The following is a 12873-nucleotide window of genomic DNA, read 5'->3' as shown; positions in this document are numbered from 1 at the left end:
CTGGCGGCTTTAGCGCGGTGGTCCCACCTGACCCCATGCCGAACTCAGAAGTGAAACGCCGTAGCGCCGATGGTAGTGTGGGGTCTCCCCATGTGAGAGTAGGGAACTGCCAGGCATCAATTAAGAAGAACCCCGTACCGTAAGGTGCGGGGTTTTTTGCTTTGTGCGTCAGAAATCATGCCGGATGGTTTTGTAGGCCCGGTAAGCGCAGCGCCACCGGGCATGGCAGACCGCACGATCCCACGGTAAAAAGAAGCAAGAATACTAAAGAAGGGATTTATAAACGCAGAAAAGCAAAAACCCAGCCATAGGCTGGGTTCTTTAAATAGTGGTGCCCGGACTCGGAATCGAACCAAGGACACGGGGATTTTCAATCCCCTGCTCTACCGACTGAGCTATCCGGGCAACGGAGCGCATTAAACCGCAATCGCGCCTTATCGTCAACATTATTTCGGGAAAAGCTGTTCAATTGCTTAACTTTGCGGCAATCTGATGGTTTACGCGTCGAATAGGGCAAATTTAACAGGCTCGCTTACGTCAACGCCCCGCCCATACGGCACTGAGCAAAGCGTAGAATATCTTCCGCCAGTCGGTGCGCCGTATCCACGTCGGCCTGGCTACGGTTCACCAGCATGCGGCTCAGGCAGCCCTCCAGCACCAGCTCCATCTGTTTCGCCACCATTGCCGGGTCATCCACTTCAAGACGGGTCAGCAGTTCGTGAGTGAAGTCATGCGCTGCCCGTTTTTGCTGATCCGCCAACTGGTGGACAGGATGGTCGGGATCGGGATAGAACGTACAGGCCGCAATAAACAGGCAACCCGGATAGCGATTGTTGCTGACACATTCCGTCAGGGCGGTATAGCGCGCCAGCAGCTTTTGTTCCGCAGTCAGCTCTTCATTCAGCATCAGTTGCCTGCGCCAGATATCAACCTGCTGGCTGAGATAGCGTAGAGCATCATAAACGAGCGCCTCTTTATCCGGCCAGAAGCGCTTAAGATCATCCAGGGGGTAATCGATACGGTCGGCTACCATCTCAAGCGTGGTGCTGGCGATCCCATAAATCTCAAGTAATTGCAGGGCTTGTCCCAGTACGTCTTCGCGTTGCACGGTTGTCTCCTCCGCTATTCCCAACGGTGTGTTACGTTTACAGTGTTGTTTACGGTTGGCGATTGCGCAAATGCGCGCTGAATGCCGCGGCATCCATAAAGCCGGTTACACGCTGTTCTGGCTGCTCCTGTCCCTGTTGATTGAAGAACAGGATGGTTGGCAGCCCAAGCACGTTAAGCTGCTTCAGCAGAGCCTTATCCTGCGCATTATTGGCGGTTACGTTCGCCTGGAGCAGAACAGTCTCTTTCAGGGTGTTTTGTACCTGAGGATCGCTAAAGGTGTATTTTTCAAACTCTTTGCAGGCGACGCACCAGTCGGCATAGAGATCGAGCATCACCGGCTTGCCTTTTGCCTGTGCGAGCGCGCTGTTGAGCTCATCAACGTTCTTAATCTGGATGAAGTTCAGATGCGCCTGCGTCTGGCCGACCGGCGAGCCGAACGCCCAGTCCTGAAGAGGGCGCACGCTCACCAGCGCGGCGGCGAGCAGGAGGATTTGCACCAGGCGCATCCACGCTTTTTTCACCCCCAGACTGACGATAAACGCCCAGGAGAAGAACGCTACGCCGAGCATCGCCCAGAGGCGAGAGCCCCATACGTCACCCGTAATGCGCTCCAGCAGGAACACCGGCAGCGCCAGAATCACAAAACCAAATGCGGTTTTCACCGTCTCCATCCACGGGCCGCTCTTCGGCAGAAGTCGATTGCCGAAAACCGTAACCAGAATCAGCGGCAGGCCCATGCCCAGCGCGTAAAGGTACAGCGTACCGCCGCCAAGCCATAGATTGCCGCTCTGGGCAATATAGAGCAGGATGGCGCTCAGCGGTGCGGTGGTGCAAGGGGAGCAAATCAGTCCGGCGATGGCCCCCATCATAAACACGCCGCCTGCCGAACCACCCTGCTGGCGATTACTCATCAGCGTTAAGCGGGTTTGCAGAGCTGACGGTAACTGCAGCGTGAACAGGCCAAACATCGACAGTGCCAGCAGGATAAATATCGCCGACAGGCCAATCAGCACATAAGGGTGCTGAAGTGCGGCCTGGAACTGCAACCCGGCAGCGGCGACCACAAGGCCGAGTGCCGTGTAGGTCAGCGCCATACCCTGCACGTAAATAAAGGCCAGCAGCAGCGCGCGGGCGGTGGAAAGGCGATGTTTGCCGCCCAGCACAATGCCAGAGATGAGCGGATACATCGGCAGCACGCACGGCGTAAAGGCAATGCCGATACCGATCAGCAAGGCCCACAGCGCGGAGAACGGAAGGTCAGCGGGAGCTTCACGCTTCTCGCCTGAAGGAAGAGGGGGAACCGTGGCAGAGGCTTTCACTTCACTAAGCGGAACCACCTTTGTTTCAGGCGGATAGCAGAATCCGGCATCCGCGCACCCCTGATAGGTCACCGTCAGGGTCGCACCTTTATCCGCCTGATTCACCGTAACAGGCACGCTCAGGTGCTGGCGATAGATTTCGCTTTTGCCGTAAAACTCATCTTCATGCCACTCGCCAGAGGGCATCTTTAAAGCGCCCACGCTGGCCTGAGCAGGCGTAATGCTTACCTGCTTGCGATAGAGGTAATAGCCCTCTTTCACCTGCCAGTTAAGCGTAAGGTCATGCTGGTTTTGCTGAAAATCGAAAACAAACGCCCGATCGGCAGGAATGAAGTTCGAACGGCCGGGCGCGTCAAACAACCCGGCAAATACTGATGTGCTGCACAGCAGCAGGATCAGCGTAAGGAAGCGTTGAGCCATGAGAGATAGTCGTTATCGCCATGAACCACTGGCAGGACCAGCAGCTCCGGGGTTTGGTAAGGATGATGAGATTTGAGGCAGTCCAGGAGTGCCTGCTGATTCGCCAGATTGGTTTTGAGCAACATCTGGACTTCGTACTCTTGTTCCAGCTTACCTTCCCAATAGTAAAGAGAGGTCGCGCCGGGGAGGAGCGTGACGCAGGCTGCCAGTTTTTCGGCCAGCACTTTGGCGGCGAGATCCTGGGCAGAGGCTTCATCAGGGGCGGTACACAGTACGACAACGGCATCAGGCGTGTTCACAAGTCGACCTCCTCATCACGAAAGGTTTCACTATATCACGCAAGGCGGTTGGTCATTAATGAAACGGGCCGCAGAGCGGCCCGATTTTAACTATTTTTACAACCGGGAACGGTTTACAGCACCACGCCACCGATGATAAAGCCGAGGATCACGCAGAGTGAAATGGAGACCACGCCCGGGATCAGGAACGCATGGTTAAACACATACTTACCGATACGGGTTGAGCCGGTGTCGTCCATCTCAACGGCCGCCAGCAAGGTTGGGTAGGTAGGCAGCACGAACAGGGCAGAAACAGCAGCAAACGAGGCGATAGCAGTTAACGGGGTGACGCCCAGCATCAGAGCCGCAGGCATCAGCGCTTTGGTAGTCGCTGCCTGAGAGTAAAGCAGGGTAGCCGCAAAGAACAGCACGACCGCCAGCAGCCATGGGTAGTTATGCAGCAGGTCGCCTGCTACGGTCTGAATGTCGCTAATGTGCGCTTTCACGAAGGTATCACCGAGCCACGCCACACCCAGCACGCACACGCAGGCGCTCATACCGGATTTGAAAGTGCTGGCGTTCAGCACTTCGCTGGTGTCAATTTTACAGGTGATGCTAATCAGCGTTGCGATGGTCAGCATGAACACCACAATCGCTTCGTTACGCGGCAGGACCGGGTTCTGGATCAGCCCCACGGTATCGCTGATGGCGGTCGCATAGAACATGACGGCGACAATCCCAATCAGGAACAGCAGCACGGAGCGTTTCGCATGTGGCTTCAGTTCGAAGACCTGGCTGCCGCGCAGGCTCACTTCACCTTTTGCCAGACGCTCCTGATAAACCGGGTCGTCTTTCAGTTCAGCGCCGAGGAAGTTGCACAGCACAGCGGTAATCATCACCGCAATCAGCGTCACCGGGATACAGATCGCCAGCAGTGTCAGATAGCTCACGCCCATCGGCTCCAGGATACCGGCGAAGAAGACCACCGCCGCGGAAATCGGCGAGGCGGTAATGGCGATCTGGGACGCGACGACGGCAATGGAGAGCGGACGCGACGGACGAATACCCTGTTCTTTCGCCACTTCGGTAATCACCGGTAACGTGGAGAAAGCGGTGTGGCCAGTACCGGCGAGAATGGTCATAAACCAGGTCACCAGCGGAGCAAGGAAGGTAATGTATTTAGGGTGGCGGCGTAGCATGCGTTCCGCCAGGCTTACCAGGTAGTCCATACCGCCTGCCACCTGCATGGCGGCAATAGCGGCAATAACAGCCATGATGATTTCGATAACGTCGAACGGGATAGCGCCGGGTTTAATCTGAAAGATAAGGGTAAGAACGAGCACTCCAAGACCGCCGGCAAAACCGATGCCGATACCCCCGAGTCGTGCTCCCAAATAAATCGCCAACAAGACGATGACGAGTTCTGCTCCAAACATAAGGACCTGCCTTGCTTATTAACAAGTTGATATTGAATTGTTGTATTTTGGTAACGCCTAAAAAGAAAAAAGGCACGTCACAAGTGACGTGCCTTAAGAAGCCTAGCCTGAACGGTTACTGTTCGCTTTCATCGGTATATCGTTTCGCTTTATATGCCGGGTGCATCAGGTTTTGGGCCGAGAAGATATCGTCCAGCTCGGCTTCGGTCAACAGCCCGCGCTCCAGCACCACTTCACGCACGCTCTTACCGGTTTCGGCACAAATCTTACCGACGATGTCGCCGTTGTGGTGGCCAATGAACGGGTTGAGGTAGGTGACGATCCCGATGGAGTTATAGACATAGCCTTCACAGACTTCTTTATTTGCCGTGATGCCGTTGATGCATTTTTCCAGCAGGTTGTAGCAGGCGTTGGTCAGAATGTGGATAGATTCAAACATCGCCTGGCCAATTACCGGCTCCATCACGTTCAGCTGCAGCTGACCCGCTTCAGAGGCCATGGTTACGGTCGTATCGTTACCGATGACTTTAAAGCAAACCTGATTCACCACTTCTGGCACGACCGGGTTCACTTTGGCCGGCATGATGGATGAACCCGCCTGCAGTTCTGGCAGGTTGATTTCATTCAGGCCAGCGCGCGGACCGGAAGAGAGCAGGCGCAGGTCGTTACAGATTTTGGACAGTTTCACCGCCAGACGTTTCAGCGCGCTGTGTACCATGACGTAGGCGCCGCAGTCAGAGGTCGCTTCAATCAGGTCTTCTGCAGGCACAACCGGCAGGTTGGACACTTCAGCCAGCTTCTGTACCGCCAGTTGCTGATAGCCATCCGGGGTGTTCAGACGCGTACCGATGGCGGTGGCGCCCAGGTTCACTTCCAGCAGCAGCTCGGAGGTACGCAGCAGGTTTTTGGTCTCTTCGTTCAGCAGTACGTTAAACGCGTGGAATTCCTGACCGAGGGTCATCGGCACCGCATCCTGCAGCTGGGTACGACCCATTTTCAGAATGTCCTGGAACTCAACCGCTTTACGCTGGAAACCATCGCCCAACTGGTTGATCGCATCCACCAGTTTCACCACGGAGGCATACACCGCAATACGGAAGCCGGTTGGGTAGGCGTCGTTGGTGGACTGGCATTTGTTGACGTGGTCGTTCGGGTTCAGGTACTGGTATTCACCTTTCTGGTGACCCATCAGCTCCAGGCCAATGTTTGCCAGTACTTCGTTAGTATTCATGTTGACGGAAGTGCCCGCGCCGCCCTGATAGACGTCAACCGGGAACTGATCCATGCATTTGCCGTTGTTCAGCACTTCATCGCAGGCCGCGATAATCGCATTTGCCGCGCTTTTAGGAATGGTTTGCAGCTCTTTGTTGGCCAGGGCTGCGGCTTTCTTCACCATCACCATGCCACGAACAAACTCAGGGATGTCGCTGATTTTGCTGTTGCTGATGTAGAAGTTTTCAATCGCTCTCAGAGTGTGGACACCGTAGTAGGCATCCGCTGGAACTTCCCTGGTACCCAACAAGTCTTCTTCGATACGAATGTTGTTTAACATGTGAACCTTCTTTTCAAGCTGCCGATGGATTGTACTAAACACACAGTATTTATGTGGTTTTGAATATTTTCTGGCCGACGATTATTCCCTCAATCAGCCAGATGCTCGAGATCATATGCTGATGATAGCGAATTGCCGTAAGCTGGATCACTTATTATCGAGCCGATTCCATGATAATTATTAATCTGTGAAATGGGTCACCGCTTTAATATTTCCAAAAAAAATATCCGTGCAAACTGATTGAATTTTCGCTAACCGTCACCATCTCATACAAACACGCGTCGCGAACACATTCAGACAGGGGCCCGATGGCCTCTGCCACACAGGAGATGCCAGTGCGCTGGATACCGTTTATTGCTTTCTTTCTCTATGTTTACATTGAGATTTCCATTTTCATCCAGGTTGCCCATGTGCTGGGCGTCCTGCTGACGTTGATTCTGGTGATTTTCACCTCCGTCATCGGCATGTCGCTGGTGCGTAATCAGGGTTTCAAAAATTTCCTGATAATGCAGCAGAAGATGGCCGCAGGCGAAAGCCCGGCGGAAGAGATGATCAAAAGCGTGTCGTTGATTATTGCGGGGCTGCTGCTGATTCTGCCAGGGTTCTTCACCGATTTCCTCGGCCTTCTGCTGCTACTGCCGCCGGTGCAAAAACACCTCACCATGAAGCTGCTGCCGCATCTGCGCTTTAGCCGTATGCCCGGCGGTGGGTTCAGCACCGGGCCAGGCGACACGTTTGAAGGGGAATATCAGCGTAAGGATGAACAGCACGACCGTCTGGATCACAAAGACGATCGGTGATTTTGTTGCCCGGTGGCGCTTCGCTTACCGGGCCTACTAAAGCGCCAGCCACAACACCGCCAGCATGACGATGGCATACATGCTCTTCCATCCCACCATCGCCAGCAACAGCAGGCACAGCAGCCCCCCAACAACCGCCAGTGCTTTATAACGGCCTTTCAGCAAACGGCAGCCCGCCAGCATACACAGCAGGTAGATCATAATAAAAATGCCGTTGGCGTAGACGAGCAGCGTATCCAGATTGATCTTCAGGGCGTAAATGCACAGCGTACTCAGCACGCAGCAGCCCAGTACAGCATTCAGGGCATTCAGCGGCAGCTGGCGTTTAGACAGGCGCGCGAGGCGGTTATCAGGTTTATCCAGCGCCTGCGACCACACCAGACGGGCAAAGCTCTGGATATAAATGTTGAGGCTGGCAAAACAGGCCAGATAGCCGATGACGCAGGCAATCCACAGCGCTTTCACACCAAACAGTTCAACCACGATACCCGGCAGCGATGCCGCGGCGGCGAGATCCGCGCCGAACGCGTGGAAGTGCAACACCAGCACGGTACACGCCCAGTAGACCGTACCCGCCAGCAGCAGGCCGATCATCAGCGCGCGGGGGAAATCACGTTCAGGTTGCTTAAATTCCGACGCCAGATGGGCAAAGGCTTCCAGACCGACAAAACACCAGAACATGACGGAGAGCGCGGCAAAAAGCTGCGCGTGGTCGACGTCTGTTACCGCCGGGAAGGGAATCTCCTTTACGGTGATATCGCCCGCCCACCAGATAGCGGCCACAAGCGCGACAATCAGCACCGCAACCAGCGTCTGCAGGTTGGCGCTGGAGCTGGCGCCGCGTGAGCCCACCCACCAGACGATGGCCAGCGTCCCCAGCTCGGCCAGCAACAGCTGCTCGTGATGCCAGCCAAACAGCGCTTGCCCAAAACCTGTCGCAATATGCAGCGCCGCCGGGAGGCCAACCGGAATGACAGAGAGAAACAGCCAGCCGGTCACTCGCTCCAGCCGTGCGCCAAAGGCCAGGCCGACAAAGTGCGCCACGCCGCCCGCGCTGGGAAAATGCCGCCCCAGGATGGCAAACACAATGGCTATCGGGAAAACCAGTACAATCAACACCGGCCACGCCCACAGGCTGTTATTTCCTGCCACCAGCGCCGCCAGTGCGGGTACGGCAAACACGCCCGTACCTAACAAGGAGGTTGAGAGCAGGCCAACGCCCTGCGCCAGCCCCAACTCCTGCTTGAGTCCACTCATTGACATCGCCCTGCCAATACCAAAAGAGAGGCGATGGTAACACTTTCGCAAATTTTTTTTTCAACTCCCCCTTGAAGGGGTAAAAAGCTATCCCCATCTCTCAGGGCACTAGTCGGAAAACCGCATGCGGGCCGGCGTCATCCATAACTGATAATGACTTTCTCAAAGGAGAGCTATCAATGAGTATTCGTCCGTTACATGATCGTGTGATCGTCAAACGTAAAGAAGTTGAAACCAAGTCTGCTGGCGGCATCGTTCTGACCGGTTCTGCAGCAGCCAAATCAACGCGTGGCGAAATCATCGCTGTCGGTAAGGGCCGCATCCTGGAAAACGGAACTGTGCAGCCGCTGGACGTTAAAGTTGGTGACATCGTAATTTTCAACGATGGCTACGGCGTGAAATCCGAGAAGATCGACAATGAAGAAGTGTTGATCATGTCCGAGAGCGACATTCTGGCAATTGTTGAAGCGTAATTTACGCACGAGAATTTGAGGAAATAAGAACATGGCAGCTAAAGACGTAAAATTCGGTAACGACGCTCGTGTAAAAATGCTCCGCGGCGTAAACGTACTGGCAGATGCAGTTAAAGTGACCCTGGGCCCGAAAGGTCGTAACGTAGTGCTGGATAAATCCTTCGGCGCGCCAACCATCACCAAAGATGGTGTTTCTGTAGCACGTGAAATCGAGCTGGAAGACAAGTTCGAAAACATGGGCGCGCAGATGGTGAAAGAAGTTGCCTCTAAAGCGAACGACGCTGCAGGCGACGGTACCACCACCGCGACCGTTCTGGCGCAGGCGATCATCACCGAAGGTCTGAAAGCCGTTGCGGCGGGCATGAACCCAATGGATCTGAAACGTGGTATCGACAAAGCTGTCGCCTCCGCTGTTGAAGAACTGAAAGCGCTGTCCGTACCGTGCTCTGACTCTAAAGCCATTGCTCAGGTAGGTACCATCTCCGCTAACTCCGACGAAACCGTGGGTAAACTGATCGCGGAAGCGATGGATAAAGTCGGTAAAGAAGGCGTGATCACCGTTGAAGACGGTACCGGTCTGGAAGACGAACTGGACGTGGTTGAAGGTATGCAGTTCGACCGCGGTTACCTGTCCCCATACTTCATCAATAAGCCAGAGACTGGCGCTGTTGAGCTGGAAAGCCCGTTCATCCTGCTGGCTGACAAGAAAATCTCCAACATCCGCGAAATGCTGCCAGTGCTGGAAGCCGTTGCGAAAGCAGGCAAACCGCTGGTTATCATCGCTGAAGACGTTGAAGGCGAAGCGCTGGCGACCCTGGTTGTTAACACCATGCGCGGCATTGTGAAAGTGGCTGCGGTTAAAGCACCTGGCTTCGGCGATCGCCGTAAAGCGATGCTGCAGGATATCGCTACCCTGACTGGCGGTACCGTCATCTCCGAAGAGATCGGTATGGAGCTGGAAAAAGCGACCCTGGAAGACCTGGGTCAGGCGAAACGCGTTGTGATCAACAAAGACACCACCACCATCATCGATGGCGTGGGTGAAGAAGCCGCTATTCAGGGCCGTGTTGCTCAGATCCGTAAGCAGATCGAAGAAGCGACTTCCGATTACGACCGTGAAAAACTGCAGGAGCGCGTAGCGAAACTGGCAGGCGGCGTTGCGGTAATCAAAGTCGGTGCTGCGACCGAAGTTGAAATGAAAGAGAAAAAAGCACGCGTTGACGATGCCCTGCACGCGACCCGTGCTGCGGTAGAAGAAGGCGTGGTTGCGGGTGGTGGCGTTGCGCTGGTGCGCGTTGCCGCTAAACTGGCTGGCCTGACTGCTCAGAACGAAGACCAGAACGTGGGTATCAAAGTTGCGCTGCGCGCAATGGAAGCCCCTCTGCGTCAGATCGTGTCTAACGCCGGTGAAGAGCCATCTGTTGTGGCGAACAAGGTTAAAGCGGGCGAAGGTAACTACGGTTACAACGCTGCAACCGAAGAATACGGCAACATGATCGACTTCGGTATCCTGGACCCAACTAAAGTGACCCGTTCTGCTCTGCAGTACGCGGCCTCTGTTGCTGGTCTGATGATCACCACCGAGTGCATGGTGACCGACCTGCCAAAAGGCGATGCGCCTGACTTAGGTGCTGCTGGTATGGGCGGCATGGGCGGAATGGGCGGCATGATGTAATCATGTTGTTCTGAACCTCTCAGAACGAACCCCGGGCAGAAATGCCCGGGGTTTTTTATTGCGTGCTATTCGAAAGTCCCTTTGACGCATACGGCACCTTCACGCACCATCTGGCGGCCTTTGGCCCAGACGTCGCGGATCTGCAGGTCATCCGTCAGCACCAGGAAATCGGCATCGCATCCGGGCGCGATCCGTCCCTTATGTTCCAGACCGAGAAACGCCGCCACGTTTTGCGTAAACGGAAGAAGCGCCTCTTCCAGCGGCAACTGATGTCGGTTGACCAGCTGTTGCAGAGTTTCGAGCAGGGATTCGAACCCCGCCACGCCTATACCCACCAGATTGCCGCTCTCGTCAAATTTCGGCTGGCTGCCGTTACCGTCAGAACTGAGCGTAAGCCGGTTAAACGGCACCTGAGCCTCGCGGGCCATCACGATGGCGCTGGCGGCGTCAATCGGTTCGCTGATGCTGGTCGTGATGTCGATAAAGCCGCCTTCGCGGGCATAGTTCAGCGCGGCATGGAACAGCGCCTGGGCGCGGTTAACGTGAGTTGGCAGCAGTTTTAGGCGGGGAACGTCGGCGTTATGCAGGATGCTTAGTAGCGGCTCCAGCATCTTTGGGCTGTTGCCGAGGTGAAACACGGATATGCCCGCTTTGGCACCCAACAGCCCACCTACGCGAGACTGGGCAGCTATACTGGCGAGCTGGTGGTCTGCTGGCGCGGAAGAACGATGGTCAGAGATTGCGCATTTCACGCCGATAATTTTGTCTATCAGCGCCACGTCTTTTTCGACACTGCCGGTGATTGTCGGTGAAGGCAGCCCGTACGCGCCCGTCAGCATCCATGCGCTGATCCCTTCATGTTCGAGCGCCCGCGTTTTTGCCAGCAGCGATTCAGGATGGCGGGTTACGCCGTCGGTGCCGAGCAGGCCCACAACGGAGGTGATGCCTGCGGCCACGAGTGCAGACAGGCGAACCTCTGGCGTGCGGGTGTGAGGGCCTGCCTCACCGCCGCCCCCGATCAAATGCACATGCTGGTCGATAAACCCCGGGCAAACCACCGCCCCGGCGAGATCGCTTTCCGGGCAGTCTGGCCTCGTTGTTCCCTGGCTCGCTTTTTCGATCGCCACGATTTTCCCCGCAGCGATCAGCAGATCGCAACGTCCTTTATCCTCCGGAGCGAAGAGATGTGCGTTGCGGAAAAGGTGGGGGGTCAGCACTGAAAAATCCATTTTTATCTCCTCAGAAGAGTAGCTGCATCACCCACATCGAGATCAGGGCATTAATGACGCAAAGAGTAATAATATGCGGATAATATTTTGGGTTCACGCCGGCGGTCCCCAGGCAGCGGCCGGTGTTTTGCACCGGATTGCCCATCAGATAGATGGCGGGCAGCAGGATGGTAGCATCGTGGCCGTTGAGCGTGCCGGCGGCGACCAGGCTGGCGCAGACGCCCACGCCGCCTCCCATACTCATCACCGAGGCCAGAAGAACCGTTGCCGCCGCGCCCGGAAGGCCCCACAGCGCCATAATCGGCTCACATAGTTTGCCGACAATATCCAGCAGGCCGGTGACCTTGAGCGCCTGAATGATGACAAACGCCATGACGACGTTCGGCAACAGGCTGGTGGTGGCGATGGTAAAGCCGCGGCGGGCGCCATCAATAAACATATCCATGATATTTTTACGCGGCTGGGCGATCATGTTCTTCCTCCTGAAGACGATTTTCCATGTGGGCGATCCACAGGCGCAGGATGTTCGCGCCAACAAACTTAAACACCAGAATGACGGCCAGCGGCGTAATTACCGGGACGGTAATGAAGGTGAAGAGCGCGGCACCGGAAGAAAAATAGTTGGTAATGATGGCGCTACCGCTGGTCTGGAAGGTGGCGAAAATAGCGCGCTCCTGGTCCGCAATCGCGCCTTCATCGGTTAACTCTTTGGTCATCCCTGCCGCCGCATCGGTGTTTTGCAGGTTGGCAATCAGCGCCAGGGAGCAAACGCCCGGCACACCAAGCAGCGGACGTAAAACAGGCGTCATAAGCTGCTGCGCGGCACGCAGCCCGCCCAGACCTTCTGTGACGGCAATAATACCGAGCGATAAGATGACCGAGGGAGCCAGCTCAAGGGCAAACAGAAAACCGTCTTTCGCCCCCGTTCCGCCCGTTCCGCGAAACGTCAGGGCGCCGTTAACCGGGCCAAAGCTGCCGTTTAAGACGGTAAAGTCCAGCACGCGCCACCAGTCAGTGCTTTTTGCGAAAAAACCGGAGAAAAAAACGATGGTCAGCCCAAACGCCAGATAGCCCACCCACGTCACTCTTTCCTCTCCTGAGGATGATGCACTCATGTAACCTCCTTTTCGTTGCGTACAAAAGTTGTACGTCGCATCACTAAAAACGATCGGAGAAGAAAACACGATATCCCAAAGGCCAATATCAGAATTCATTTAGGATATCAGGGAAGGGATGACTGGAATCAGGCCCGCAGAATTGCTCAACGTTTTTCTTTTGGTCATCTTTTAGGTATAAGATTTACACACGGACAACTACTGTCCAG

The 12873-nt window shown here is 55.4% G+C and carries 12 protein-coding genes, 1 tRNA gene and 1 rRNA gene; 4 read left to right on the top strand and 10 right to left on the bottom strand.

All coding sequences use genetic code 11. The features are described 5' to 3' along the window. A 5S ribosomal RNA gene (rrf, locus tag F3J31_RS17205) occupies positions 1 to 115 on the top strand. A gap of 214 nt (positions 116 to 329) precedes the next feature. Here the strand turns inward: rrf and F3J31_RS17200 are convergent. The 6 genes from F3J31_RS17200 to aspA all read right to left on the bottom strand — a co-directional run bounded on the left by F3J31_RS17200 (position 330) and on the right by aspA (position 6115). Beyond that, positions 330 to 405: transfer RNA gene (locus F3J31_RS17200), tRNA-Phe, on the bottom strand. Between the two features lie 127 nt (positions 406 to 532). Continuing rightward, positions 533 to 1108 (bottom strand): transcriptional regulator, encoded by a 576-nt coding sequence (locus F3J31_RS17195; protein ID WP_021240733.1) that lies wholly within the window; start codon positions 1106 to 1108, stop codon positions 533 to 535. A 49-nt stretch (positions 1109 to 1157) separates the two neighbouring features. After that, positions 1158 to 2849, bottom strand: coding sequence for a protein-disulfide reductase DsbD (locus tag F3J31_RS17190; RefSeq protein ID WP_167214341.1), 1692 nt, complete (start codon positions 2847 to 2849; stop codon positions 1158 to 1160). Next, a complete protein-coding gene (cutA, locus tag F3J31_RS17185; RefSeq protein ID WP_014168278.1) occupies positions 2825 to 3148 on the bottom strand; it encodes a divalent cation tolerance protein CutA in 324 nt (107 codons plus the stop codon). Before cutA ends, F3J31_RS17190 begins: the two co-directional genes overlap by 25 nt. 113 nt (positions 3149 to 3261) lie before the next feature. Beyond that, on the bottom strand, positions 3262 to 4563 hold the full coding sequence (locus tag F3J31_RS17180) for an anaerobic C4-dicarboxylate transporter (protein WP_167214338.1): 1302 nt from the start codon (positions 4561 to 4563) through the stop codon (positions 3262 to 3264). 115 nt (positions 4564 to 4678) lie between these two features. Further along, entirely contained in the window at positions 4679 to 6115 is a 1437-nt protein-coding gene (aspA, locus tag F3J31_RS17175; protein WP_003855923.1) for an aspartate ammonia-lyase, read from the bottom strand. 335 nt (positions 6116 to 6450) lie between these two features. On the opposite strand from aspA, the gene F3J31_RS17170 reads away from it, so the two are divergent. Then, positions 6451 to 6915, top strand: a complete 465-nt coding sequence (locus F3J31_RS17170; protein ID WP_023616652.1) for an FxsA family protein — start codon at positions 6451 to 6453, stop codon at positions 6913 to 6915. Between the two features lie 36 nt (positions 6916 to 6951). On the opposite strand, the gene yjeH is transcribed toward F3J31_RS17170, so the two are convergent. Continuing rightward, on the bottom strand, positions 6952 to 8172 hold the full coding sequence (yjeH, locus tag F3J31_RS17165; RefSeq protein ID WP_167214336.1) for an L-methionine/branched-chain amino acid transporter: 1221 nt from the start codon (positions 8170 to 8172) through the stop codon (positions 6952 to 6954). Positions 8173 to 8351: 179 nt separating this feature from the next. Between yjeH and F3J31_RS17160 the strand changes: the two genes are divergently transcribed. Beyond that, entirely contained in the window at positions 8352 to 8645 is a 294-nt protein-coding gene (locus tag F3J31_RS17160; protein ID WP_003855929.1) for a co-chaperone GroES, read from the top strand. 31 nt (positions 8646 to 8676) lie between these two features. Then, entirely contained in the window at positions 8677 to 10320 is a 1644-nt protein-coding gene (gene groL, locus F3J31_RS17155; protein WP_047748209.1) for a chaperonin GroEL, read from the top strand. A 65-nt stretch (positions 10321 to 10385) separates the two neighbouring features. Here groL and iadA read toward each other — a convergent pair whose 3' ends face one another. Genes iadA through F3J31_RS17140 form a run of 3 tightly spaced genes read right to left on the bottom strand, consistent with a single transcriptional unit; the run spans position 10386 to position 12664 of the window. Continuing rightward, complete coding sequence (gene iadA, locus F3J31_RS17150; protein ID WP_167214333.1) at positions 10386 to 11549, bottom strand: beta-aspartyl-peptidase; 1164 nt, start codon at positions 11547 to 11549, stop codon at positions 10386 to 10388. Between the two features lie 10 nt (positions 11550 to 11559). Beyond that, complete coding sequence (locus tag F3J31_RS17145) at positions 11560 to 12021, bottom strand: YjiG family protein (protein ID WP_045909556.1); 462 nt, start codon at positions 12019 to 12021, stop codon at positions 11560 to 11562. Beyond that, a complete protein-coding gene (locus F3J31_RS17140) occupies positions 12002 to 12664 on the bottom strand; it encodes a nucleoside recognition domain-containing protein (RefSeq protein WP_167214331.1) in 663 nt (220 codons plus the stop codon). The genes F3J31_RS17145 and F3J31_RS17140 overlap by 20 nt, the downstream gene beginning before the upstream one ends. Positions 12665 to 12873: the final 209 nt, after the last annotated feature.

The sequence above is a fragment of the Enterobacter sp. Acro-832 genome (assembly GCF_011752745.1).
GTDB classification, from domain to species: Bacteria; Pseudomonadota; Gammaproteobacteria; order Enterobacterales; family Enterobacteriaceae; genus Enterobacter; species Enterobacter quasiroggenkampii.
Note: the sequence above shows the minus strand (reverse complement) of the source record. Positions and strands in the feature narration are given on the sequence as shown.

Coding starts and splice junctions, on each gene's coding strand:
- F3J31_RS17190 (WP_167214341.1), bottom strand. CDS start 2,849: ATGGCTCAACGCTTCCTTACGCTGATCCTGCTGCTGTGCAGCACATCA.
- F3J31_RS17180 (WP_167214338.1), bottom strand. CDS start 4,563: ATGTTTGGAGCAGAACTCGTCATCGTCTTGTTGGCGATTTATTTGGGA.
- aspA (WP_003855923.1), bottom strand. CDS start 6,115: ATGTTAAACAACATTCGTATCGAAGAAGACTTGTTGGGTACCAGGGAA.
- yjeH (WP_167214336.1), bottom strand. CDS start 8,172: ATGAGTGGACTCAAGCAGGAGTTGGGGCTGGCGCAGGGCGTTGGCCTG.
- F3J31_RS17160 (WP_003855929.1), top strand. CDS start 8,352: ATGAGTATTCGTCCGTTACATGATCGTGTGATCGTCAAACGTAAAGAA.
- groL (WP_047748209.1), top strand. CDS start 8,677: ATGGCAGCTAAAGACGTAAAATTCGGTAACGACGCTCGTGTAAAAATG.
- iadA (WP_167214333.1), bottom strand. CDS start 11,549: ATGGATTTTTCAGTGCTGACCCCCCACCTTTTCCGCAACGCACATCTC.
- F3J31_RS17145 (WP_045909556.1), bottom strand. CDS start 12,021: ATGATCGCCCAGCCGCGTAAAAATATCATGGATATGTTTATTGATGGC.
- F3J31_RS17140 (WP_167214331.1), bottom strand. CDS start 12,664: ATGAGTGCATCATCCTCAGGAGAGGAAAGAGTGACGTGGGTGGGCTAT.